The 24,701-nt window shown below is 36.8% G+C and carries 20 protein-coding genes; 14 read left to right on the plus strand and 6 right to left on the minus strand.

Annotation, left to right across the window (positions count from 1 at the left end; genetic code table 11):
- Positions 1-175: 175 nt before the first annotated feature.
- From AC1M9L_RS00005 to AC1M9L_RS00055, 11 genes are all read left to right on the plus strand, one after another.
- Complete coding sequence (locus tag AC1M9L_RS00005; protein ID WP_481590960.1) at positions 176-1,588, plus strand: amidase; 1,413 nt, start codon at positions 176-178, stop codon at positions 1,586-1,588.
- A 115-nt stretch (positions 1,589-1,703) separates the two neighbouring features.
- Positions 1,704-3,449, plus strand: a complete 1,746-nt coding sequence (locus AC1M9L_RS00010) for a SulP family inorganic anion transporter (protein WP_481590961.1) — start codon at positions 1,704-1,706, stop codon at positions 3,447-3,449.
- 162 nt (positions 3,450-3,611) lie between these two features.
- A complete protein-coding gene (gene sstT, locus AC1M9L_RS00015) occupies positions 3,612-4,814 on the plus strand; it encodes a serine/threonine transporter SstT (RefSeq protein WP_481590962.1) in 1,203 nt (400 codons plus the stop codon).
- Between the two features lie 34 nt (positions 4,815-4,848).
- On the plus strand, positions 4,849-5,526 hold the full coding sequence (locus tag AC1M9L_RS00020; RefSeq protein WP_092766442.1) for a YoaK family protein: 678 nt from the start codon (positions 4,849-4,851) through the stop codon (positions 5,524-5,526).
- A gap of 12 nt (positions 5,527-5,538) precedes the next feature.
- Complete coding sequence (locus AC1M9L_RS00025) at positions 5,539-6,075, plus strand: DUF2058 domain-containing protein (protein ID WP_481587919.1); 537 nt, start codon at positions 5,539-5,541, stop codon at positions 6,073-6,075.
- Between the two features lie 563 nt (positions 6,076-6,638).
- Positions 6,639-7,880 carry a mechanosensitive ion channel family protein gene (locus AC1M9L_RS00030; RefSeq protein ID WP_228143075.1) on the plus strand — a complete coding sequence of 414 codons (1,242 nt, stop codon included), beginning with the start codon at positions 6,639-6,641 and terminating at the stop codon, positions 7,878-7,880.
- A gap of 30 nt (positions 7,881-7,910) precedes the next feature.
- Entirely contained in the window at positions 7,911-9,776 is a 1,866-nt protein-coding gene (locus AC1M9L_RS00035; RefSeq protein WP_481590963.1) for an ABC transporter ATP-binding protein, read from the plus strand.
- The gene (locus AC1M9L_RS00040) at positions 9,763-10,197 is read left to right on the plus strand and encodes a MaoC family dehydratase (protein ID WP_035267505.1); all 435 of its coding nucleotides are present in this window, start codon (positions 9,763-9,765) and stop codon (positions 10,195-10,197) included. The genes AC1M9L_RS00035 and AC1M9L_RS00040 overlap by 14 nt, the downstream gene beginning before the upstream one ends.
- Before the next feature lie 116 nt (positions 10,198-10,313).
- A complete protein-coding gene (locus AC1M9L_RS00045; protein ID WP_179997980.1) occupies positions 10,314-11,345 on the plus strand; it encodes an AraC family transcriptional regulator in 1,032 nt (343 codons plus the stop codon).
- Between the two features lie 68 nt (positions 11,346-11,413).
- Positions 11,414-11,788: a glycine cleavage system protein GcvH gene (gene gcvH, locus AC1M9L_RS00050; RefSeq protein WP_035267502.1), complete on the plus strand. Its 375-nt coding sequence runs from the start codon at positions 11,414-11,416 to the stop codon at positions 11,786-11,788.
- 196 nt (positions 11,789-11,984) lie between these two features.
- Positions 11,985-13,160, plus strand: coding sequence for an MFS transporter (locus AC1M9L_RS00055; protein ID WP_481590964.1), 1,176 nt, complete (start codon positions 11,985-11,987; stop codon positions 13,158-13,160).
- A gap of 54 nt (positions 13,161-13,214) precedes the next feature.
- On the opposite strand, the gene AC1M9L_RS00060 is transcribed toward AC1M9L_RS00055, so the two are convergent.
- From AC1M9L_RS00060 to AC1M9L_RS00075, 4 genes are all read right to left on the minus strand, one after another.
- On the minus strand, positions 13,215-14,378 hold the full coding sequence (locus AC1M9L_RS00060) for a PilT/PilU family type 4a pilus ATPase (protein WP_179997983.1): 1,164 nt from the start codon (positions 14,376-14,378) through the stop codon (positions 13,215-13,217).
- A 160-nt stretch (positions 14,379-14,538) separates the two neighbouring features.
- Positions 14,539-15,576 carry a 3-deoxy-7-phosphoheptulonate synthase gene (locus AC1M9L_RS00065; RefSeq protein ID WP_481590965.1) on the minus strand — a complete coding sequence of 346 codons (1,038 nt, stop codon included), beginning with the start codon at positions 15,574-15,576 and terminating at the stop codon, positions 14,539-14,541.
- A gap of 409 nt (positions 15,577-15,985) precedes the next feature.
- Positions 15,986-18,121: a sensor domain-containing protein gene (locus AC1M9L_RS00070; RefSeq protein ID WP_481590966.1), complete on the minus strand. Its 2,136-nt coding sequence runs from the start codon at positions 18,119-18,121 to the stop codon at positions 15,986-15,988.
- Positions 18,122-18,504: 383 nt separating this feature from the next.
- A complete protein-coding gene (locus AC1M9L_RS00075; protein ID WP_481587912.1) occupies positions 18,505-19,266 on the minus strand; it encodes an alpha/beta fold hydrolase in 762 nt (253 codons plus the stop codon).
- Positions 19,267-19,510: 244 nt separating this feature from the next.
- Between AC1M9L_RS00075 and AC1M9L_RS00080 the strand changes: the two genes are divergently transcribed.
- On the plus strand, positions 19,511-20,716 hold the full coding sequence (locus tag AC1M9L_RS00080) for an amino acid aminotransferase (RefSeq protein WP_481587911.1): 1,206 nt from the start codon (positions 19,511-19,513) through the stop codon (positions 20,714-20,716).
- 41 nt (positions 20,717-20,757) lie between these two features.
- On the opposite strand, the gene AC1M9L_RS00085 is transcribed toward AC1M9L_RS00080, so the two are convergent.
- Positions 20,758-21,867 carry an S-(hydroxymethyl)glutathione dehydrogenase/class III alcohol dehydrogenase gene (locus AC1M9L_RS00085; protein ID WP_092766302.1) on the minus strand — a complete coding sequence of 370 codons (1,110 nt, stop codon included), beginning with the start codon at positions 21,865-21,867 and terminating at the stop codon, positions 20,758-20,760.
- A gap of 201 nt (positions 21,868-22,068) precedes the next feature.
- On the opposite strand from AC1M9L_RS00085, the gene AC1M9L_RS00090 reads away from it, so the two are divergent.
- Both AC1M9L_RS00090 and AC1M9L_RS00095 read left to right on the plus strand, forming a co-directional pair.
- Positions 22,069-23,547, plus strand: coding sequence for a phospholipase D family protein (locus tag AC1M9L_RS00090; RefSeq protein WP_481590967.1), 1,479 nt, complete (start codon positions 22,069-22,071; stop codon positions 23,545-23,547).
- A gap of 90 nt (positions 23,548-23,637) precedes the next feature.
- Positions 23,638-24,075 (plus strand): hypothetical protein, encoded by a 438-nt coding sequence (locus AC1M9L_RS00095; RefSeq protein WP_481587909.1) that lies wholly within the window; start codon positions 23,638-23,640, stop codon positions 24,073-24,075.
- Between the two features lie 29 nt (positions 24,076-24,104).
- Here the strand turns inward: AC1M9L_RS00095 and AC1M9L_RS00100 are convergent, their stop codons facing one another.
- Complete coding sequence (locus AC1M9L_RS00100) at positions 24,105-24,692, minus strand: uracil-DNA glycosylase family protein (RefSeq protein WP_481587908.1); 588 nt, start codon at positions 24,690-24,692, stop codon at positions 24,105-24,107.
- Between the last annotated feature and the right edge of the window lie 9 nt (positions 24,693-24,701).

A 24,701-nucleotide genomic window follows, 5' to 3' on the forward strand; every position in this document is an offset into this window, starting at 1 on the left:
AAGAAATTTAAATCCTATGCTTGACTCTTGTGGTTAAAAACAGGACATTTTAAATGGTTTATCACATAGACATTTTAATTGGTGAATAACATGTGGCGGATCAATCTCTGGTCAATCGACAAATCAATATTTCATGTGTATAGATATGCTTAGTCAATTTTAAAGAAAATCGATTATGGATAATCAAAAAAGAATTCATGCTTTCACGGATGATATATTAGGTACAAGTGATGCAATTGAGCTCTCAAACAGAATTCAATCTAAAGACATCTCAATTGATGAAGTTTTAAGAGCTACGATTGAACGCGCAAAATTCGTAAATCCTCTGCTAAATGCAATTGAATTCGAAAACTTCGAACAAATACTTAAATCGCCTACTTTTAAACCAAATCAGATTTTTTCTGCAATCCCTACATTTATTAAGGATAATTTGGATCTTATTGGTTTTCCTACGCAACAAGGATCAACATCGTTCAAATCCAATGAAAAGATCAAAAATTCTAAAATTACTCAACAAATGTTAGATACAGGCTTAATTGCACTGGGTAAATCCAAAATGCCTGAATTTGGCTTAAATGCTTCAACAGAATTTAAGTCTGGGGATTACACACGCAATCCTTGGCATACTGATTATTCGTGTGGAGCTTCTTCAGGTGGAGCTGCGGCACTCGTTGCATCAGGCGTAGTACCAATTGCACATGCAAATGATGGTGGTGGTTCGATACGAATTCCTGCAGCAAATTGCGGTTTAGTCGGTTTAAAGCCGACACGTGGTCGTTGGTATCCAAATGAAGGTTCGCAGTATTTACCAATTGACCTTGTTTCAGATGGTGTTTTAACACGTTCTGTGCGTGATACCGCGTTTTTCTTTGCTGAAATGGAAAAACAATATAAGCCAAAAAAATTACCCGAAATTGGCTTAATCCAGCATCCATCCAGCAAACCTTTACGGATTGGCCTTGTTTATGATTCATTACAAACCAATACTGATGCTGAGACCCGTCAAACTGTTGAGTCTACTGCTCAATTACTCAGGAATTTAGGTCATCATATTGAAGAGTTTTCACTTCCTCTTCCAGATTCGTTTGTAGATGATTTCAGCCACTATTGGGGGTTTTTATCATTTATGATTCAACAGTTTGGAAAACCGCTACTTGGCAAAGATTTTAACGTGAATGAGTTAGATCATCTAACAGTTGGGCTTGCAAACTTGTACAAGAAAAATTTCTATAAAACTCCTTTATTTCTGTACCGTTTAAAGCAAATCCAGCGCATCTATCAACAAATATTCCAACAATATGATGTCATCCTTTCGCCAGTTTTAGCGCATGTTTCGCCTCAAATTGGATATCTTTCACCTCAACTCGAATTTGATGTTTTATTTGAGCGTTTAAGAAATTATGTGGCATTCACACCTATTCAAAATATCGCAGGTGCTCCAGCGATATCATTGCCGATGGGTATGACCAAATTAGATTCAAGACCGATAGGTATTCAGCTTTCTGCTGATTTGGGACAAGAACGTTTACTGATAGATCTCGCTTTTCAGCTTGAACAGATACAACCTTTTAAAAAAATATTCGATTAAATTCATACGCTAAGGATCATTAATCAAATTCTTGATGATCCTTATCAACAATACTCAGTGCTTGTTTATCACTTTTTATGCATAATATATACATAAATGTGATTTAGAGATTTGTATGGATTTAACGAAGCATTCTGTGGAACGAATCATCCCAGCTTGGAAATGGTTAAAAAAATACAATACTCAAGATTTTAAATCTGATTTTCTTGCATCTGTGATCGTGCTTGCAATGCTTGTACCACAAGGCATGGCATATGCCATGATTGCAGGCTTACCTCCAATTATGGGGTTATATGCCAGTATTATCCCTATGATTGCTTATGCATTGATTGGAGGGAGTACTACCCTTTCAATTGGTCCAGTTGCATTAATCTCCATGATGACTTTTGCTACATTACAGCCATTATATGAAGTGGGTTCACCAGTCTATATTCAAGCTGCCTATTTGCTAGCAGTAATGGTTGGCATAATTTCATTTTTATTGGGGCTATTTAGATTTGGTTTTTTGATTCGTCTCATTAGCCATCCTGTGATTAAGAGTTTTATCATTGCTTCAGCTGTCTTAATTGCATTAGGTCAAATAAAATTTATTCTTAATATTCCATTGCAATCCAGTAATTTAATCGAATTTTTTACGAGTTTGGCTCAATACATTTCTTTATATGATTTGGCCAGCTTATCTTTGGGTTTAGCTTCAATTTTAGCGCTCATTTATTTACCACAATTATTTAAAATTCCAGCATTTTCAAATCATCAAAAAATGATGCAATTTATACAAAAAGCATTACCATTATGCTTAGTGCTATTTTCAATCTTACTGGTTCAGTCCTTTGATTTAACTGCCTATGGAATTAAAACAGTAGGTGAAATTCCAAGTGGATTACCCCCGATTCAAATGCCGTACTGGACTTGGGACATGGTAAAAATATTGCTTCCTGGCGCAGTAATGATCGCTATGGTGAGTTTCGTTGAATCTATTTCGATAGCGCAAGCTACGGCTTTTCAATCACGTAGTAATTTGAACAGTAATCAAGAGCTTGTTGCGCTCGGTGTTGCAAATTTTGGCGCTGGAATCAGTGGCGCATTTCCTGTCACTGGTAGCTTATCACGTACAGTGGTCAATGCTGATGCTGGTGCAAAAACACCTATGGCTGGGGTTTTATCCTCGCTACTTATTATTGTGGTCAGTCTATATTTTACAAGCCTATTTGAATATTTACCTTTAGGAGTATTGGCTGCAACAATCATTGTGTCGATATGGAAACTTGTTGAAATTAAACCATTTATAGCGGCTTGGAAATATTCTAAAGCAGATGGTTTAGCAATGACACTCACATTTTTAGGAGTGCTGTGTGTAGATATTACGACAGGCTTAATGGTGGGTATTATTTCAACATTTGTGTTGCTGTTGTGGAGAATTAGTCGTCCACATATTGCAGTGATTGGTCTCGTTGAAGGCACGCAGCATTTTAGAAATATTTCAAGGCACCAGGTTATTACCAGTAAAAGGCTCGTTTCGGTGAGAATTGATGAAAATTTGAGTTTTCTCAATGCAAACACCCTGAAGGAATTTATTATTTCAGAGGTTAGCCAACATGATGAGCTTCAACATGTTGTCATTAACTGTTCCAGTATTAGTAATATTGACTATTCAGCTTTAGAGACTCTTGAAGAAATGAATTCTGAGTTATCTAAACTCAATATTCAACTACACTTAAGCGAAGTTAAAGGTCCTGTTATGGATCGCTTAAATTCAACAAATTGGATACAACATCTGACAGGTAAAATATACCTCACTCATTTCCAAGCAGTATATGAATTAGACCCGAATTTCAGCGAAAATAAATCATCTTTTGCATAAGAATTTGATATTCTTAAGTAAGAATTATCAAAAAAAATCCAGTGATTTGATTCACTTAATTTTTATTATGAATAAGTTTTATATTTAAAATCATTTTTAAGTATAGAATACCCCACTTATTTATCCGATTTTAAGCCAGACTCGGCATTATTAGGTTCAGTTATGTTCACTGCTCTAGCACGTTTGAGTTTAGTCACCAAAATCATTATCGCCATTATTCTTGGCGTTTTGGTGGCTATATTTTTTCCTCAAGTTGCACCACAATTAAGCTTGCTGGGTGATTTATTTATTAAAGCCCTTAAATCTGTTGCACCAATTCTTGTTTTTGTTTTGGTTCTTTCTTCGATTGCAAACTTTAAAGTTGGTGATAGCAGCAGTGCGAAAATCAAACCCATTATGATGATGTATGCCGTAGGTATGTTTTTATCTGCGTTAACTGCTGTCATTGTGAGTAATTTATTTCCAAGCACTCTTTTCTTAGATGTCGCTGCGCAAGCTGATTTACAACCACCTGGCAGCTTGACTGAAATTCTTAAAAATTTATTACTCAGTTTTGTTGCGAATCCTATCGTTGCATTAAGTGAAGCAAACTTTATTGGGATTTTGGGTTGGGCTGTTGCACTGGGTATAGCATTTCGTCATGCCACAGACACCACAAAACAGTGTCTGACGGATGCTGCGAATGCCGTGAATCACGTGATTCGTCTTGTCATCAGTTTTGCACCTTTCGGTATTTTTGGACTTGTTGCGGTTACTTTTGCAGATGCAGGTCTTAAAACCTTAGCAAGTTATGCACAATTATTATCTGTTCTATTAGGGACTATGTTCTTTGTTGCACTTGTAATTAACCCAATTATGGTGGCATTTGTTACGCGTTCAAATCCTTATCCATTGGTCATTCAATGTCTACGTGAAAGTGGGATCACCGCATTTTTCACCCGTAGTTCAGCAGCAAATATTCCGGTGAACTTGGATCTTGCCAAGCGTTTGGGCGTGAATGAATCGACAGCGAGTGTTGCGATTCCATTAGGGGCAGCAATCAATATGGCAGGTGCTTCCGTGACCATTACTATCCTTACATTGGCAGCTGTCAATACACTGGGTATTTCTGTTGACTTTACCACGATGCTTGTTCTTTCTGTTGTTGCTACAGTTTCTGCTTGCGGGGCTTCTGGTGTAGCAGGTGGTTCACTGTTATTGATTCCTGTCGCTTGTGGGCTATTCAATATTTCACCTGATGTGGCTATGCAAGTCGTAGCAATAGGTATGGTGATCAGTGTTCTACAAGATTCAACTGAAACAGCCCTCAACTCATCTACAGATGTACTGTTTACTGCTGCGGTTGATCGCGCACCTTCAAAATAATATATTCATGGCATAAACTTTTAGAATGAAAGATATGCCATTTCAATTCCTTCCAAACTGGGTACAATTTGGGGCTTTCATGCTTGCAGTAAATGCAGGCATGATCAACGTTTTGGGTCTCATTTCTTTATTACATCAGTCAGTTTCACATATGACAGGCAATGCAAGTTTACTTGCGATCGGTCTTATTGACCATGATTTCAAAGCTGTAATTTTTCTGATTCTTATTATCTTGAGTTATGTTTTAGGCTCTAGTTTTAGCGGTCTGATATTGGGGAATAGTCAATTTAAACTCGGACGCAGATATGGTTTACCATTGAGTTTAGTGACTCTTTTTATTCTGCTCTGTTGGGTATTTATTCCCTATTATCCTCGTTATGCGCTGCTATGGGCGTGTTGTGCGATGGGTGTACAAAATGCCATGGTAAGTCATTATAAAGGTGCGATTATTCGCACGACTCACCTTTCTGGTGTCTTAACCGATCTTGGTTTAGCATTTGGATATTTTGTAAGAGGTCTGACAACGGAATCCAGAAAAGTTATTTTGCATTTAGTGATTTTATTTGGTTTTATTATTGGCAGTACTGTTGCGGCATTCAGCTATCCTTATTTACAATTAGAAGCGTTTTTAATTCCTGCAGGTTTAAGTTTTTTACTGACCCTGATCTATTGGATTTTATATTTCCGTCATTGTTATTTTCAAAAATCGTAGTTGGTATTACTCATGGTAAAAAATGCCTTGCAAGCACAATTGCTCAAAGCTGGTTTAGTCGATCAAAAAAAGGCTAAAAAACTTTCTAAACAAGCTGTGCATGAGCAACGCACGGGTCAAAGCAACGAAGCTGAGATTAAAGCTAAAATCGAACAAGATTTAAAGCAAAAACTAGAAAAAGATCAGAATCTTAATCTTGAAATCAAACGCCAGCAAGATGAAAAAGCATTACGTGCAGCAGTAGTGCAAATGATTGGTCAACATAAAATCAAAGATATTGATGGTGAAATCAGCTACCAGTTCGTTGATGAAAATAAAATTAAGAAAATTTATATTAATCAACAAGTTTACAATGCACTCGTGGCAGGCACATTAGTCATCGCCAAAGATCAAGCTAGCTATGCAGTTCTACCAAGAGCGTTATCTGAGCGGATTAATGAAAAAGTCGAAGGATTTATTATTGTGAATAATGCTGAGAAAAATGAGGCTATTACGGATGAGGAAGATCCATATGCAGCTTATGTTATTCCAGATGATTTAATGTGGTAAATCTCTCTAAAGCCTAATTTATTAGGCTTTTTTAACGCTCTATATGTGATTCAGATTGCGGTGCAGCAGGTATAAATTCACGATTAAGTTGCTTTGAGTCATATTGCTGCTTCCAACCATCATGAGATGAGTCTATCAATTTTCTGCGCTCGTCTTCTATTCTCTGATTCGATTTTTTTCAATCGATGGTATTTTGGAGAGCTCAAAAAAATCAATGGATTGACTTTCTCGCATTATTTTTTCATTTTCTAATTGCTGAAAATGAGCAAGTTCAATAATGCTTCTTTGAGGAGCTTTCGAAAAAAGCAAAGAACACAGAGAGATCGATATAAAAAAGATTAAATTAGATTTAAACATGGGTTTTATAATTTGAAAATGTAATGACGATAATCTACGAAATTTTATAGCGTGACTTATTTCACATTAATTATATTTAAAATAGAAGTTCATAAAATGTATTTCAAGTAATTTATTTAATCTATTCTGTTTGATAAACGTTAACTCTAATAAATTTAATAACTTAAACCATTAAGCTAATGCCAATTCATTTAGAGGTGATCAAGTTGGACAGATTAAATTTTGTAACTCAAATCCAAGAATGGTCAGATCAATTTCCTTGGTTAGAGATGTTGACCTCTCTGAGCATTCTTATTCTCATTGCATTTATCGCAAATTTTATTGCTAAACAAGTGGTCGTCCGTGGTATTCGCAAAATTATTAGCAAACTACGTTTTAGTTATAGTGATGTCTTAGCGGAACATAGCGTTATTCGAAGAATTGCAAACATTGTCCCAGCATTGGTGATTATGAATGGAATAGTAACGGTTCCGCACCTGTCTGAAAAAGTCATTACATTAATTCAGATGTTTGCACAAGCCTTCATTTTCTTAACCATAGCCTTAGCAATTAGTCAGCTTCTCACCATTTTTAATATTATTTATCAACGTAATCCTAAATCTCACAATAAGCCAATTAAGGGTTATTTACAGTTAGTTAAACTGATTATTTTTGTTGTTTGTGCTCTGATGGTCATAGGAACATTTCTTAAAAAAGATGTTTTCACGCTATTGGCAGGTTTCGGGGCAATGGCAGCAGTACTCATGCTGGTTTTCCAAAATACAATTCTATCTCTAGTGGCTTCAGTTCAAATCTCTTCATATGACATGGTTCGAATTGGTGATTGGATTGAAATGCCAACCTTAAATGCGGATGGCGATGTCATTGATATGTCATTACATACGGTGACCGTACAAAACTTTGATAAGACCTATACCACTATTCCGACCAATCGTTTGGTGACAGATACTTTTAAGAACTGGAGAGGTATGCAAGAGCAAGGTGTTCGTCGTATTAAACGTGCACTCTATATCGATCAAAATAGTGTTCACTTCTTATCTGCAATGGAATACAGCAAACTTAAAGAATTTCTGATTTTAGAAAAATATCTGGATGAGAAACAAACTGAGTTAAAAAACTTTAATCAGCAATATGCAAATAATGGGGTCAATAACCAACGTCGTTTAACCAATTTAGGAACATTCCGCGCATATATTGAATACTATTTAAAAAATCATCCAGGTATTGCACAAAATCAGTCTTTAATCGTTCGTCAATTACAACCGACAGGTGAAGGTTTGCCTATAGAAATTTATGCTTTTACAAACACGACAGCATGGGTGGCTTATGAGGCGATCCAATCCGATATTTTTGATCATCTTTTGGCGATTCTACCTGAATTCGGATTAAAAATATTCCAGATTCCTTCTGGGAATGATTTCAAGATTCCTCAAGACACAGTAAACTGAGTTTTGATTAGATGAATTAAGATTAGTCGTATGCTGCAGTGGTTTGAAAGACTCGTTGATCCATATCCATCCAAAGATTTAAATCAGCCCTTGCCGAAGAAATTTTTTCCATTTGTTTGGCAAGCAGCATCAGGAGTTAAGCGTTATCTCCTGGCGTTGGTGTTATTTACTGCAGCAACAGCTTCATTTGAAGCTATTTTCTTCTCTCAAATTGGTCATTTAGTCGATTGGTTATCCGCATCGACGCCTCAAAATTTTCTCGAAAATAACCAAACAAATCTAATGATTTTATCTGGTTTTCTACTGGCTAATATTTTCTTTGCAAGTTTGCAATCAATCATAAGGCATCAGATATTATTCAGCAGCTTTCCAATGCGCTTGCGTTGGCGTTTTCACAACTTATTACTTCTTCAAGGCTTGGACTTTTTTCACAATGATTTTGCAGGTCGATTGTCAGCTAAAGTCATGCAAACTTCACTTGCTGTTCGTGAATTTTGGGTAATTTTGGGGGATATCGTTACTTATGTGGTGATTTATTTTATTACCATCAGTGTGGTTTTAGGAAACGTCTCCCCTCTACTCCTTATTCCCTTGATGGCATGGTTGATTTTATTCATTGGCGCGGCATCCTTCTTTATCCCGCGACTTGGAAAAATTTCAAAAAAGCAGGCTGATGCACGCGCGGTGATGACTGGTCGTGTGACTGATGCTTATACAAATATACAAACAGTAAAATTGTTTGCACATGCTGGTCGTGAAAGCCAATATGCCAAAGAGTCTATGCAACTTTTTATGAAGACGGTGTATACCCAGATGCGTCTGGGAACTGCTTATGAAATTAGCATTAATCTACTGACCGCAATTTTATTCTTTGGCGTTTTAGGTACAGCAGTTTGGCTTTGGTTTATTGGTGAAGCAAACATCGGTGTGATCGCCGCAACGACAGCCATGATTTTAAAGCTGAATAGTATGGCTTCTTTTATGATGTGGCAAACTTCAGCCTTATTTGAAAATATTGGTACCATCCAAGATGGGATGACCACGCTAGCAAAACCAATAGCAATTCAAGACAAAGAAGCTGCACTGCCACTCGAGGTACACTCTGGTGCAATTAAATTTGATAATGTGAGCTTTGCATATAATCAAAAAAATGTTATTAATCACTTGAATTTAGAAATTAAACCGGGTGAAAAAATTGGAATTGTCGGTCGGTCTGGTGCTGGAAAATCGACACTGATCCAACTACTACTTCATTTTTATCAAACCCAACAAGGTAAAATTTATATCGATGGCCAAGCGATTGATGAAGTCACCCAAGATAGTTTAAGAAAAAACATTGCTCTCGTGACGCAGGATACTTCTTTGCTGCATCGAAGTGTTGCTGAGAATATTAAATATGGTCGACCTGAAGCGACTGATGAAGAAATGTATGAAGCTGTCCGTAAAGCTCGAGCAGAAGAGTTTATCCCTCAGCTTACAGATCTACGTGGTCAGACAGGATATGACGCTTATGTGGGTGAACGTGGTGTAAAATTATCTGGTGGGCAAAGACAGCGTATAGCAATTGCACGGGTATTCCTAAAAGATGCTCCAATTTTGATTTTAGATGAAGCAACCAGCGCACTCGATTCAGAAGTGGAGGCTGCGATTCAGGCAAGCCTTGATGACTTGATGGAAGGTAAAACGGTAATTGCAATTGCACACCGCCTTTCAACAATTGCTCAAATGGATCGATTAATTGTTTTGAATCAAGGAAATATCGTAGAACAAGGATCTCACGATGAGCTGATCCAACAGAATGGAATTTATGCCCAACTTTGGCAACGCCAAACGGGTGGATTTTTAGTTGAACAAAAAGTGAAAGACAAGGAATTAGACGAAGATGCTTTATCTTGATGATTTAAAAGTGGGTGATCAGTTTAAAAGTCGTGAATATGAGTTAACACTCGAAGAAATTAAAGAATTTGCACAAAAATACGACCCTCAAGTCTTTCATACTGATGAAGAGGCTGCGAAAGATCATCCTATTTTTCAAGGTATCGCAGCCAGTGGTTGGCAAACGTCAGCCATTACCATGCGTCTTTGGACTGAATGTTTTCCAATTGCCAAGGGGCTTATCGGTTCAGAGTCAAGCTTAAGATGGCCAAAACCAGCTCGTGCTGGTGATCGTTTGCATGTGGAAGTTGAAATTGTTGCTATCAATCCTTCTAAAACAAAGCTAGATCGCGGAATTGTGAGTTATGTCACACAAACAAAAAATCAGCATGGTGATGTTTTGTTGATTTCAACCACAAAAATTGTCGTTTTTAAGGCTTAAACATCGGTTTCACACTAGATTTGTCCGACAAAATTGGTATTTTCTATCTGGAATTTATGTCAGTATTATTTTCACCAAAAATTATGAAAAAAATTGTGTAAAGCAATGGATCGCACATGAAAACAGTTTCAGTTCGCCCAGATTTAGGCATTCCAGGTGTTTACGGACTCTTACTTTTAGATGTTGTTTCTCGTTGGGGTTATAGTGCTGAGTCGCTATTCGCTCCCTTTGGATTCACCAACGAGCAACTTGCCGATCCTGAATTTAGAATTCCACTACATGTAGCGAATGAGATGATTATTCTCGCGCGCAAAATGACAGGTGAAAGTTCTCTTGGTTATCATCTTGGAAACCAAATGCGGATTTCTATCCATGGTTTTATTGGCTATGCCATTATGACCTCGAATGAGATTACTGATGCACTTATTTTAGCCAATCGCTTTATACAACTGCGTATGCCTTTTCTGCAATTTCATTTCTCGACATTTACAGAACAAGTTTCTTTGCAGTTACAATGTGATATTGATCTTGAACCGCTGAGAACTGAAATTGTCATGGCTTTGACTTTTGGTGTCATTACCATGGCAAAAGCACTGACAGGCATTAATGATTTGTATGGCGAAATTAATTTTGACTTCCCGAAACCTGAAGGCTTTGACAAATACATCAGTCGTCTACATCCCAAAACGATTATTCATTTTGACCAGACTCATTTTCTTGCCAGTTTCGATAAAAGTTATTTAGGCCTGAAGATGGTTAACGCAGATCCGATTGCCAGTCAAATTGCAATTAATCAGTGCGAAGCAGAACTATCAGAGCTGGGCGAACGCCGTCGAATTTCAATGCGTGTTCGCGATATTTTGACACATTCTGAACAACACTATTTAAGTATTGAAAATGTGGCAGATCGCCTGCATATGTCTGATCGTACATTGAAACGTCAGTTGGCTGCAGAAGGAACTTCTTTTTCAACCTTAGTGGATGAAGTTCGATATCGTCATGCAACCTCCCTACTGTCACGTACTGACTATTCACTCGAACAAATCGCAGATGAACTCGGTTATTCAGATGTTGCGAATTTCAGTCGTGCATTTAAACGTTGGAGTGGTCGAAGTCCAAGCAGTTGGCGTAAAGATCCATATTTATAGAACTTTCGTTTTTAAATAAAACACTGTATAACACAAGAAAATTTTTCAAATCGAATTGAGGAGTCGTGATGAATCATCCTTCAGAGCTTAAATATGCTCGCACACACGAATGGGTACGTATTGAAGGTGATCTCGTTGTTACTGGGATCTCAGATCACGCACAAGATGCATTGGGTGATCTTGTCTATGTAGAAGCACCTGAAGTAGGTCGTGAATTGACTGCTGGTGAACAAGCGGGTGTAGTTGAGTCTGTGAAAACAGCTTCTGATATTCATGCTCCTGTAAGTGGTGTAGTTGTAGAAATTAATGAAAATCTAGAAGATGATCCAGATTTTGTAAATGATGATCCCTATGGCAAAGGCTGGATCTACAAAATTAAACCATCTAATTTGGCAGATGTAGAACAACTTCTCTCAAATACAGATTATGAATCAGGTTTGTGATATTTATGACCAGTCTACGGACTGGTTTTTTATTTATACATTTTCGGATGAATGGCTCACTTTTTGCTGTAATTTTCATGTAATTTGATTATAATTAATTCAACTTCTCTCCCTACTTCATTGCTGACCAAAACCAAAAATAATTTTATTTGGCACAGATTGAAGCTTTTAATGGTTCAATATTTCAAGGTTGTCTATGTCTTCTATACATGCTGAGCATCTATGGAATAAATCTTTTATTCTGTGTCTAATTAATAACTTATTTATTTTCATCTTCTATTTTGCTCAGACAACGATATTGCCAATTTATATTCTTAATGATTTAAATGGTAATATTACCCAAGCTGGGCTTGCACTGACTTTGTTTCTAGCTTCATCGATCGCAATACGACCGTTTACCGGTCTCATTATCGAGAAGATTGGGCTTAAAAAAGCACTTTATATCTCTGAGTCATTTTTTGTAGTGCTCTCTTTCGCTTATATCTTTGCTGATAATCTAACCCTATTACTGGTCATTCGGTTACTACAAGGAATTTGGTTCAGTATTTTGACCACTGCCATGATACCAATCGTCAATGACTTCATTCCAAATCAGCGTAAAGGTGAAGGCATGGGCTATTTTGTCATGTCAGTCAATCTTGCCATTGTACTAGGACCCATGTTGGGCTTGATTCTCATTCAACCATCGGGATATATTCCAGTGGCTACACTTTTAGCTGCAATTGTTTTTATTGGTTATTTGTTCTGCTTTTTGATTCCGATCCAGACACAATTTCAAACTGTTAAGCGCAAAACAAAAATTAGTGTTCATGATTTTGTTGAGATTAAAGCTTTACCTGTTGCGATGATGGCGATGCTCATCTCATTTTCTTATGCAAGTATCATGTCTTTTATCTCGACATATGCTGAATCAAAAAATTTATTGACCTATGCGAGCTTATTCTTTGCTGTTTTTGCAATTTCCATGATGCTTCTAAGACCTTTCACAGGAAAGTTATATGACTCTAAGGGTCCTGCCTACGTTGTCTATCCAGCGATTGTGAGCTTTAGCATTGGGCTATTCATTCTAAGCCAAATTCATTCTGCTGCCGGATTATTGATATCTGCTGTCTTTATTGGTATAGGCTTTGGGTCTGCTCAGCCATGTCTCCAAACGCAAGCCATTCAAGCTGTAGCACGTGAACGTGTTGGACATGCGAGTTCAACTTTTTACACCTTTTACGATATTGGCATCGCATTAGGTTCTTTTATTTTAGGTATTGTGATCACACACTATCAGTATTCGATTGCATATATATTATGCGCGATATTGACGCTATTAAGCTTGCTGTTTTACCGCTTCGTTGTTCAAACTAAAGTAAAAGCGTTCTAGATAGCTAAAAATTTGTCCAAAAAAAAGCCTTCAGATGAAGGCTTTTTTATTTAATTAGCTCTCTGCATCTTCATCAAACATACTGAAGGTTTGTGAAGAGGTTTCAGCATTCTCTCGGACGCGTGTACTTTTTAGCTTAATCTGTAGACGTAATTCATTTTTAGAGTCAGCATTACGAATGGCTTCATCATAACTGATCGCACCTTCGTTATATAAATCAAATAATGCTTGGTCAAATGTTTGCATACCAAGTTCTCGCGACTTGGTCATAATTTCTTTCAACTCATGAAAGTTACCTTTCAAAATCAAATCAGAAACTAAAGGTGTATTTAGCATGACTTCTACAGCAGCTCTACGTCCGACACCATCTTCAGTTCGAACTAAACGTTGAGAAATAATGGCTTTCATATTTGATGAAAGATCCATAAGCAACTGATTGCGCCGTTCTTCAGGGAAAAAGTTGATAATTCGATCTAAGGTTTGATTGGCATTATTCGAATGCAACGTGCCTAAGCACAGATGACCAGTCTCTGCAAAAGCGATCGCATGCTCCATGGTCTCCGTATCACGGATTTCGCCAATTAAAATTACATCTGGTGCCTGACGAAGTGTGTTTTTAAGCGCATTATGCCATGAGTGACAGTCCACTCCGACTTCTCGGTGAGTGACCATTGATTTTTTATGTTTATGCACGTATTCAACTGGATCTTCTACAGTAATGATGTGCCCTGCTGAGTTCTCATTACGGTAATCAATCATGGCAGCAAGTGAAGTAGATTTACCCGATCCAGTGCCACCAACCACTAGAATTAAACCTCGCTTTTCCATTACCACATCTTTCAATGTTTCTGGTAATTTCAACTTTTCAAAGTTTGGAATTTCAGAGGTAATGGTACGAATGACCATCCCTACATTAAGTTGCTGTTGAAAAACATTCACGCGAAAGCGCGATACATCTGGGACATTAATGGCAAAATTACATTCTAATTCACTCTCAAATTCTGCTCTTTGTTTTTCATTCATTAAGCTATAAGCGAATAGTTTTGTTTTTTCTGCAGTCAAAGCTTGAGAACTTAAAGGCTTCATTGAACCTTGATGTTTCATACTTGGAGGAAAATCAGCTGAAATAAATAAATCTGATCCCTCATGGTCAAAAACGCTTTTAAGCAATCTGAACATGAATTGCCGAGCTTCGCTAAGTAATTCATTACTGAACATTAATTTCCCCAAGTTGTAAATATTAAATACTTAAAATACTAATAGAAATATAAGGTTATTTCAGCTGTTTCATCAAATATTTAATGCTTTGAACAAACATTCAAATCTTAAAGGCAAAAAAAAGAACCCATATTTCATGGGTTCTTTTTTACGAATTATATTAGGAGAGTTGTTGAGCAACATCCAAAATCAATTGCTCTGTACTTAACCAACCCAAGCATCCATCAGTCACTGATTGACCATAAGTCATGTGATCAGAAATTTTCTGATTGCCATCGACTAAAAAGCTTTCTAGCATGACGCCACGGACTTGTGTTTGAGGTCGTTCATTCACAATTTGCTTTAATACAGCAGGTTGATTCAATGGATTCTTAGCGCTGTTTCCATGGCTACAATCAATAATCAAAGCTGGTAGTACATGGTTATTGTTTTCTTGAATCTTTTTAATTTCAGATAATTGGTAATTTGTACCCTGATTCGATCCACGTAAGATCAAATGTGCATGCGGATTACCCTTTGAAGATAAAATGCTTGGACCACCATCTTGACTTAAACCAAGAAATTGATGCGGTTGTGAAGCGGACTGAATCGCATCCAATGCAATTTGGATTGATCCATCTGTACCGTTTTTGAACCCAATGCTATAAGGCATATGGCTAGATATTTCACGGTGAATTTGCGACTCGCTTGTTCTCGCCCCAATCGCGCCCCATGAAATCAAATCATCAAAATATCCTGTTGCCATTGGGCTTAAGATTTCTGTGGCCAACGGCAAACCCATTTCAGCAATTTGAATGAAGAGTGATCTAGACTGTTCAAGTCCTTTTTGCATATCTGCTGAACCATTTAAATCTGGATCATACAAGAAGCCTTTCCATCCTACAGTGGTGCGAGGTTTTTCAATATAAGTACGCATCACGATGAAAATCTGATCTTTGACTTGTTCTTGCAGTTGTTTTAATTTTTGTGCGTATTCGAGGGTTGCTTTAGGATCATGAATCGAACATGGACCAGTAATGACCAATAAACGTGGATCATGACCCGCTAAAATGTCTTGTATTGTTTGGCGATGTTGACGAATTTGAAGTGAAACTATCGGACTAACTGGTAAAGCTGATTTTAGTTCTAATGGTAAGCTTAATTTTTTTTCTAAAGTATGTTGAGCTGTGGTTATAAGCTGAGAATTAATTGCATTCATCTTGAATTCCTTTGGGCAGCAATTGCCCTATCTTTTATTTGAGCGTGAGGTGTCTATTGGCTGGGTTTTGTTCTTGACTAAAATAGAACCAATAACCGTTGCTAAAATAAAAAGTATTCAATGTTTTCATGAGATGCTCCTATATTTGTTGAGATGAAAAAAAACCTGATTGGTGTTGCCAATCAGGTATAAACTTGATGGGCAACATTTTTGTTGCCCGAACGCGTCTAGGCAACTAGATGTTAAATTGCCAAAAATAATAATAAGCGTTAGTAATCAAGTGTGTCGTTTTCATCAAATTATCTAAAATATAACCCTTAAAAGTAAAATACGCATAAATAGACTGATTGACAAGCAATTTATATAAAAAATATTGTTATATCAATCATAACTCAAATATATCAATGGTTTATTGCTTATCTGTAGGAAGCCAATCTTTTATAGCACATACTTGTTTGAGCATCAGTTGCTCAGCCTCAGACTTACAAATCGCTTGGCTAAATAAAAAGCCTTGACCATATGCACAGCCAACATCCTGAAGACTTAAGAGCTGTTGGCATGTTTCGACACCTTCTGCGATCACATCCAATGACAGAATAGGTCCGAGCTTAGCAATGCCCTCTACAATTGAATTGATTGACTTCTCCTCATTCATTCGATTCACAAAAGCATAATCAATCTTGAGACAGTCGACAGGATAATCTCTTAAATGCGTCATTGAAGAATGACCGGTTCCGAAATCATCCAATGAGATTCGAAGACCATAATTTTTGAGCTTTTGTAGTGCTCGAATCACAAATTCTATTCCACGCTCAGCCAGAATATGTTCTGTAATCTCAACCTCGATTAAATGAGCAGGAATTTGATGTCGTTCTAAACGTTGAATTAACAATTCTGCATAATTGTCACGCATGAATTCAACTGGAGAGGCATTAATTGAGATCGGTACAAGTTGAACGCCCTTAGACATCCAATCTGCCATGTCACTGAAAATCTTTTGATGCATGATTTCACTGATTTTACTGGCCAGCTCATAATCGTTAAACGCTTCTGAGATTGAAGCTGGATAATGAAGTTGCTGCTGTGTATCATGCCAACGCATCAAAGCCTCAAATCCGATTAGCTGACAGTTATCTAAGCGAACCTTAGGTTGATAATACGGTTCGATTAAATTGTACTGTATGATATAGCGAGCAGTATCAAGTTGTTGCATCTTCTTTTCAGCAAGTGCAAACATTTCGTCATCATACATACGATACCCACCACGACCTTTTTCTTTAAGATCATTTAGAGCGGTATCCGCACATTTCATCAATCCGAATACATCTTGAGCATCTTTAGGATAAATGGCACATCCAATACTCATCCCACTATTAATCACTTTTCCTGCATAAGTAATGGGGGCAATATTTTGTTTAAGCACTTTCTGTGTAGTTTGATGTAATTCTTCTTCTGAGGTCATCCCTGAGACAATAATTGCAAATTCATCTCCACCTAAACGTGAAACAATACACTTGCGATCCAAACTCTTTTGCAGACGTTTAGATAAGACTTTAAGTAGATGATCTCCAGCAGGATGACCTAAAGTATCGTTAATGTTTTTAAAATGATCGAGATCAATAAACATCATACCAATAAGTGTTTTTTCACGATTTGCTTGTGAAATCGCCGCTTTTAATTTATTTTTGAAGGCACGACGATTCATCAGACCAGTCAGATCATCATATTCACTGCTGATTTTTAGTTTAGCTTCGGCAACACGTTGACGGGTAATATCACGTGATACACAGAGAATACTGGTCGTATTTCCTTGTTCATCATGCACAGGTGTTAAAATATTATCCCAATACATCACAGTATCGCCGTGTGTGCTCATCCCCGCAAAACGGGCATTCTTCCCTCGAGCTGCTGTTTTAATCGCTTTTGCCCCCTGTTCACGTACTTCAGGTGGTAACAGCGTTAACCAATCCATTCCAAATTTCTTAACACGCTCTTGACCCAGTAATGCCATGCATCCAGATTTGTTCATGTGTTCAAGCTTGCCATCTGGTGTGATAATTTTTATACAGTCTACGCTGACATCGAGCATATCTGTATTCGCACGCAAGGCCTCAGCAGTTTCACGCATTTTGATTGTACGATCATGGATATTTGTGCAACTTATCATCCAATTTTGCTGGTTGGATTGAATCACCTTAGGTTCAGCAAGCATTAAGAACCAAAGATATTCACCTGATTTATTTTTTATACGACACTCTTTTTCAAATTTCTGACCGTTTTTTTGAGCATCATTCCAAATCTGATAAAGATGTTCAGCATCATCAGGATGAACAAATTTAAGCCAGTCTACGTCACGTAAGATTTGCGTATCCGCACCGATATATTGTTTAAGTGCGAGATTACAATACCCTGAGTTGGTGTGACTGACCCAAATCAAATTGGGCAGTAAATCGAGTGCAAATTTAAAGTCATCTGACAGTGTTAGATGCAAAGGCACAGCTTTGGACTGTAAATGATCAGCTCTATTCAGATCCAGAATGCTCATAGTTCACCTATTCGAAAATAACAACCCATCAAAATGACGAATACAAAAATCAGCGTAAAAATTTAGAATTTAATTAATCAGTATTTAAATTTAGTTAATAATGATTATTAATCATCATTAATTTTAAAATACGTGATAATAATAACACTTAAATGGACTAAATTAATACAAATACCATTTCTGCATGATACATAATTTTTATCACTTGTGAATATTAAATAGACAAAATGCATAAAAAATAATGAAATACGACACAATAATGAATTTATTTGATAATTCGACATCTTAGAATTAAATAATTCCGATTTTAATTAAAAAAATACCTACTTATATTAAGTAGGTGTTGAATAATATAAAAATAATCTAAACTTATTATTAATTTATTATAAAAAATCTTTAATGTTTTTGATCACCTCACTTGGTTTTTCTGCATGTAACCAATGTCCAGTGCCATCAATCGTCACAAATTTAGCTTTAGGATATTGGAACCGAATAAGATCGTTATCACGCTCGAGATTAATATAATCGGATAATTCTCCTTTTAAAAACAAAGTTTCATTCGATTGTGGATTAAGACGTTCCCATGACAAAATCTGAAAATATTGTTGTTTAAGTGCATCTAAGTTGAATAGCCAATGTCCATTGCGGAAAGATTTGAGCAGAAATTGAATAACGCCAATTTCATTAATATATTTCTGCATCAACTCGGTTGCCTCCTTTCTTGAAACAACTTGAGCTTTTTGAACTTCTTCTAAAGCTTTGAAAATTTGATCATGATGAGATTTTTGATAAGCGACGGGTGCCATATCAAGTACAATCAACTTAACTACTCGATGTGGTACAAGGTTTGCTAAGTGCATGGCAACTTTCCCCCCCATCGAATGACCAATGATGTGAAATTGTTGCACATTCATATCATCTAAAGTTTCTACAACATCTTGCGCCATGAGTTGATAACTCATTTGATTAGAATGAGGTGATAAACCGTGATTACGCAAATCAATTTGGATGACATCATGCGTTTCCTGAAATGCTCTCGCGAGCATGCCGAGGTTCGATAAACTACCAAAAAGACCATGAATCAGAACAAGAGCAGGTTGACGTTGATTCGCATTTGATTTGGTGATCTCAGCATTTAGTCGCATATATATACTCAAATAGCTTTAAAAATGTGATTCAAATTCTAACAGTAGAGTTTGTATTTTGGTGTTAGTTTAATTTTTATTTATATAATTCAGTAAATTAAAGACAATCAAAAAAATTCGGTTATAAGTAAAAGTATTGAGTTTTATAAAAATTAGTCCTGTAATTCGATCTTGTGATCGTGCGGAAATTATATATATTATCCGATTAAACTTTTTACTTTGAACATTTTAGGAAATTTAGACCATGTTTCATCATGTAGATGCTTATGCAGGTGACCCTATTCTTTCACTTATGGAAGAATATAGTAAAGATGAGCGTACTCAAAAAGTGAATTTGAGTATTGGTCTATATTATAACGAAGACAGTATTGTACCTCAGTTAAATGCGGTCAAAGCTGCGTACAAAAATATTGAACCGAGCAACGATAAAGTTAAACTTTATTTACCAATGGATGGTTTGAAATCTTATAACGAAGCGACTCAAGCATTAGTTTTAGGTCCTGATAGTCAAGCGCGTAAAGATGGTCGTGCTGTCACGATTCAAACACTTGGTGGCTCAGGTGCACTTAAAGTTGGTGCTGATTTTTTGAAAAAATATTTCCCTGAGTCAGATATCTGGGTAAGTCAGCCAACTTGGGATAACCATATCGCAATTTTTAATGGCGCTGGTATCCAATCTCATTTCTATCCTTATTTTGATGCTGATACAAATGGCGTTAACGTTCCAGCAATGCTTGAGGAATTAAAAACACTAAAAGCAAAAAGTATTGTTTTGCTTCATCCTTGCTGCCATAACCCAACTGGTGCAGATTTAACGCCAGCAGAATGGGATCAAGTGATCGAAGTACTTAAGACGAATGATCTTATTCCATTCCTTGACATCGCTTACCAAGGTTTCGGTAAAGGTCTTGAAGAAGATGCATACCTTATTCGTGCTTTAGATAAATCAGGTATGAATTTCATTGTGAGTAATTCATTCTCAAAAATCTTCTCACTGTATGGTGAGCGTGTCGGCGGCTTAACATTTGTCTGTGATGATAAAGCTACTGCTCAAAAAGTGCTTGGACAATTAAAAGCAACTGTACGCCGTATTTATTCTAGTCCAGCAAGCACAGGTGCATTGTTGGTTGAAAACGTGTTAAACAACGCAGATCTAACTGCTCAATGGCAAGCTGAATTACAAGAAATGCGTGAACGTATTATTAAAATGCGTGAATTGTTAAATGCTAAATTGAGTGCGGCTCTGCCTGAACGTGACTTTAGCTATCTAGTAAAACAACAAGGTATGTTCAGTTATACAGGTTTGACTGGCGAACAAGTGGATATTTTGAAAGATAAATATGGTATTTATTTAGTCCGTAGTGGCCGTATGTGCGCAGCAGGATTAAACTTGAATAATATTGATTATGTGGCTGAATCAATTGCAGAAGTTTTGAAAGCTACCGCTTAAAAACAAAAAAACGGGCATATCGCCCGTTTTTTATTGCCCAATTAAAAATGTACAACTGTACGGATTGATTTACCTTCGTGCATTAAGTCAAAGGCTTTATTAATGTCTTCTAGCCCCATAGTATGAGTAACAAAAGGTTCTAATTGAATGTCACCCTTCATCGCATCTTCAACCATTTTTGGTAATTGAGTACGACCTTTTACACCACCAAATGCTGTACCCATCCATTTACGTCCAGTCACTAATTGGAATGGACGAGTTGAGATTTCTTGACCTGCACCAGCCACACCGATAATGACAGATTGCCCCCAACCACGGTGTGCACATTCAAGCGCTGAGCGCATTACGTTTGTATTACCGATACACTCAAATGAATGATCAACACCCCAGCCAGTCATCTCTACAATGACTTGTTGAATAGGTTGATCATAGTCCTTAGGATTGAGGAAATCTGTAGCACCAAACTGCTCAGCCAATTTAAATTTTTCTGGATTAGTATCCACTACAATAATTCGGCCAGCTTTGGCTTGTTTAGCACCTTGAACAACTGCTAAACCAATACCACCTAAACCGAACACAGCAACAGTATCACCTTCCTGTACTTTTGCAGTATTGTGAACCGCACCAATACCAGTCGTCACGCCACAACCCAATAAACAAACGTGTTCAGGGTTTGCTTCAGGATTAATTTTTGCTAACGATACTTCGGCAACAACTGTGTATTCACTGAATGTTGAACACCCCATATAATGGTAAATAGGTTCGCCGTTATAAGAGAATCGAGTCGTTCCATCAGGCATAACACCTTTACCTTGAGTGGCACGTACAGAGACACATAAGTTTGTTTTATTTGATTTACAGAACAAACATTCGCCACATTCTGCAGTATAAAGTGGAATGACATGATCACCTGGTTTTACACTGGTCACGCCTTCACCAACTTCAACCACAATACCTGCACCTTCGTGACCAAGTACCGCAGGGAATACGCCCTCTGGGTCTTCACCAGAAAGTGTAAATGCATCAGTATGACAAACACCTGTATGCGTAATTTTCACCAATACTTCACCAGCTTGTGGTGGAGCAACATCTAATTCAACAATTTGTAATGGCTGACCTGGACCGAATGCCACCGCTGCACGAGATTTCATGATGAAAACTTCCTTTGTAAATTAAGATTTAACAGATAAGTTACAGTAACCGCTTTTGATAAAAACATTCAACTATTTGATTGATGATATTATAGCCATACAACTGAATAATAAGATTTAGGAACGACAGCTTTGATGCTTATGTTGCGACATATATTGTGTTTACTCACATTCTTTATTTTAACTGGATGTAATTTGGCGATGAATACAAGTATAAAACAAGCCCCAATCCAACCTCATACCGCACTTTGGCTCAGTAATACACCAGAAACAAAACGCAATATTGAACAAGGTTTAACTGCATTTTTACCACTTCATGATCCTTTTATGAGTATGGCTTCACGTGTTCATTTAATACGTGAAGCAAATCATACGATCGATTTACAGTACTATATCTGGGAAAATGATGTGATAGGTCAGCATTTATTGTCTGACCTACTCAAAGCAGCTGATCGTAATGTGAAGGTTCGACTGTTAATTGATGATCAAAATGGCACTCAATTAGACTCGACCTTAAGTGCATTGTCTAAACATCCTAATATCGAAATTAAGCTATTTAATCCCTACAAATTTCGCAGCTTTAGAGTTTTGGATTATGTGTTTCGCTTTAATAAAGTCAATCATAGAATGCATAACAAACTGATTATTGCTGACGGAGCGATTGCTGTTACTGGGGGGCGTAATATCAGTAATGAATATTTTGATGCCAGTGACAATTTTCAATTCGCGGATATGGATATTTTATTTGCAGGGCAATCAGTTTCAGCTGCAAACACGGTGTTTCACCAATTTTGGAATGATGAGCTGAGTTATAATATTCAGCAAATAATTCCTCAGTCTCAAAAAGAATTAGCGTATTTAAGATCGCATTATTCAACCAAGCAAAATTTTCAAGGTGCTGAAACTAAAAAACGTATTGATCAAGCAGAACGTTTTTTAGAAGAAAATTTAAAAAAACATCCTATTCGTTGGTCTAAAGCTCATTTTGTTGCAGACAGCCCCAATAAAATCAGAGCGAAAGCTCAATCTCATGAACTGCTGTTTAATCAGTTCAAATCCATTATGGGGAAACCTGCTCAAGAAATAAACTTGGTGTCTGCCTATTTTGTTCCTACTGTTCATGGTGAGTCTTTCCTCAAACAATTGAGTGAGCAGAATGTCAAAGTTCGAGTTTTAACAAACTCATATTTTGCAAATGATGTCCCGATTGTTCATGCATTTTATCAAAAATATCGAACCCCACTCTTAAGGTCAGATGTAAAACTTTACGAGTTTAAACCTTATATTGAACGGTCTGATCGGACTTGGTATGAAATTATGACGGGTAATGTTATTCCTGCGAAAGGAAAAAATGCGTCGCGTCTTCATGCTAAATTTTTTACTGTAGATGATAAAGTTTTTATTGGAACATTCAATTTTGATCCACGTTCAGCGTATTTGAATACTGAACTTGGATTGATCATTGAGTCAGCCGATTTTAAAACAGAGATATCTCAATCTTTAGATGAAAATCTTCCCAAAGTTGCCTATCAACTACATTTGGATGCACATCAAAACTTAAGATGGGAAGAACAACGAGGTGAAGAAAAGTTAATACATGATCATGACCCTGAAACGACTCGTTTTCAGAGATTTATGTTCAAGTCTTTGTCCTATCTCCCAATCGAATGGATGATGTAAATTCTTTGTTGTGACTGGTTTGTACAACCAGGATAAATTGCATTATTATTCACGTTTTATTTTTTGAACCCTTGGTTCTACTCTACTCCCATGCAATTTTTTGATCTTAGTCGACAGTATAATCTGAACGACATACTCACCCCTTTTTTATCACTTGAAGATTTATCTCAGCATGAATGGTATTTAGCTAAAATTAGTGTTGATTATGATTGCCTTACTGATGAAGACTTAGTTGAAGGTTCTATCACGTTAAAATCTAACCATAATGTTCAAATTGATTTGGCTTGGTTAATTTTAGACAATGGTCATGAGTTACAAGTTTTTTTCAAAGGCATTGAAACCTCTGTCTCAGAACAAACGCTCGTGATTGTGAAGGGTGCCCGCTTAGTTGATGAAGAAGGACAAGAATTATCTGCTCAAGCATTATCTTTATGGATTGATGGTACTCTACTCAATATGCTTCCACATATTCGTAAAGAAATTAAATCACGTTTAAACTTGTGGGATTATGTAGATTATGATGTGTAATAAGCATCTCGATTGACTTTAACAGGTTGTTAAATTAATCCAATTGACTGGAAAAGTTCACGATAGTATTCGGCTTTCTTTTCAAGAGCTAAAGGATAAGCTCTTGAAGAAGATGGCATACGATGAATTCGGATATCTTTGTTATCAAATTGCAGATCCACGACTGTACCCATTTTAACTTTAGTGTGTACAGACGCATTCATTGACTTTAATAAGGTCTCAGTTGCTTTATCACCTGTGGTCATAATATCTCGACAATATGGAATTTTTTTAAGCAATAGAAACATATCTGTCGGTGTAACGATTTCTAGAAATTGATCTGAGGCATTGTCTTTCAAACGCCGTACTTGATAGGCTGTATCAAATATTGCAATGCCCAACTCATTTAGAAAATCTTTCAGCATTTGCTCTTTGAATTGTTTATTTTCACGGTCTAGAAAATAATGAGAGTCTTGAAAAAAGATCAACCCATATATTTTCCACATATCATTTTGAAAATTCGGATAATAAAAATCCATTTTCCATCTTGCTTTCGGCGGAGGAAAACTGCCAAGCATGAGCAATTTGGCTTGTTGAGGTACAAATGGCTCAAGTGGATGTGTTTCGATATCACTCATATCAAATTT

The organism is Acinetobacter sp. ANC_7511 (assembly GCF_056779975.1).

Excerpts from the sequence above, each read along its gene's own strand:
- AC1M9L_RS00005 (WP_481590960.1), top strand. The coding sequence starts at position 176 with ATGGATAATCAAAAAAGAATTCATGCTTTCACGGATGATATATTAGGT.
- AC1M9L_RS00010 (WP_481590961.1), top strand. The coding sequence starts at position 1,704 with ATGGATTTAACGAAGCATTCTGTGGAACGAATCATCCCAGCTTGGAAA.
- sstT (WP_481590962.1), top strand. The coding sequence starts at position 3,612 with ATGTTCACTGCTCTAGCACGTTTGAGTTTAGTCACCAAAATCATTATC.
- AC1M9L_RS00020 (WP_092766442.1), top strand. The coding sequence starts at position 4,849 with ATGCCATTTCAATTCCTTCCAAACTGGGTACAATTTGGGGCTTTCATG.
- AC1M9L_RS00025 (WP_481587919.1), top strand. The coding sequence starts at position 5,539 with ATGGTAAAAAATGCCTTGCAAGCACAATTGCTCAAAGCTGGTTTAGTC.
- AC1M9L_RS00035 (WP_481590963.1), top strand. The coding sequence starts at position 7,911 with ATGCTGCAGTGGTTTGAAAGACTCGTTGATCCATATCCATCCAAAGAT.
- AC1M9L_RS00040 (WP_035267505.1), top strand. The coding sequence starts at position 9,763 with ATGCTTTATCTTGATGATTTAAAAGTGGGTGATCAGTTTAAAAGTCGT.
- AC1M9L_RS00045 (WP_179997980.1), top strand. The coding sequence starts at position 10,314 with ATGAAAACAGTTTCAGTTCGCCCAGATTTAGGCATTCCAGGTGTTTAC.
- gcvH (WP_035267502.1), top strand. The coding sequence starts at position 11,414 with ATGAATCATCCTTCAGAGCTTAAATATGCTCGCACACACGAATGGGTA.
- AC1M9L_RS00055 (WP_481590964.1), top strand. The coding sequence starts at position 11,985 with ATGTCTTCTATACATGCTGAGCATCTATGGAATAAATCTTTTATTCTG.
- AC1M9L_RS00060 (WP_179997983.1), bottom strand. The coding sequence starts at position 14,378 with ATGTTCAGTAATGAATTACTTAGCGAAGCTCGGCAATTCATGTTCAGA.
- AC1M9L_RS00065 (WP_481590965.1), bottom strand. The coding sequence starts at position 15,576 with ATGAATGCAATTAATTCTCAGCTTATAACCACAGCTCAACATACTTTA.
- AC1M9L_RS00070 (WP_481590966.1), bottom strand. The coding sequence starts at position 18,121 with ATGAGCATTCTGGATCTGAATAGAGCTGATCATTTACAGTCCAAAGCT.
- AC1M9L_RS00075 (WP_481587912.1), bottom strand. The coding sequence starts at position 19,266 with ATGCGACTAAATGCTGAGATCACCAAATCAAATGCGAATCAACGTCAA.
- AC1M9L_RS00080 (WP_481587911.1), top strand. The coding sequence starts at position 19,511 with ATGTTTCATCATGTAGATGCTTATGCAGGTGACCCTATTCTTTCACTT.
- AC1M9L_RS00085 (WP_092766302.1), bottom strand. The coding sequence starts at position 21,867 with ATGAAATCTCGTGCAGCGGTGGCATTCGGTCCAGGTCAGCCATTACAA.
- AC1M9L_RS00090 (WP_481590967.1), top strand. The coding sequence starts at position 22,069 with ATGAATACAAGTATAAAACAAGCCCCAATCCAACCTCATACCGCACTT.
- AC1M9L_RS00095 (WP_481587909.1), top strand. The coding sequence starts at position 23,638 with ATGCAATTTTTTGATCTTAGTCGACAGTATAATCTGAACGACATACTC.
- AC1M9L_RS00100 (WP_481587908.1), bottom strand. The coding sequence starts at position 24,692 with ATGAGTGATATCGAAACACATCCACTTGAGCCATTTGTACCTCAACAA.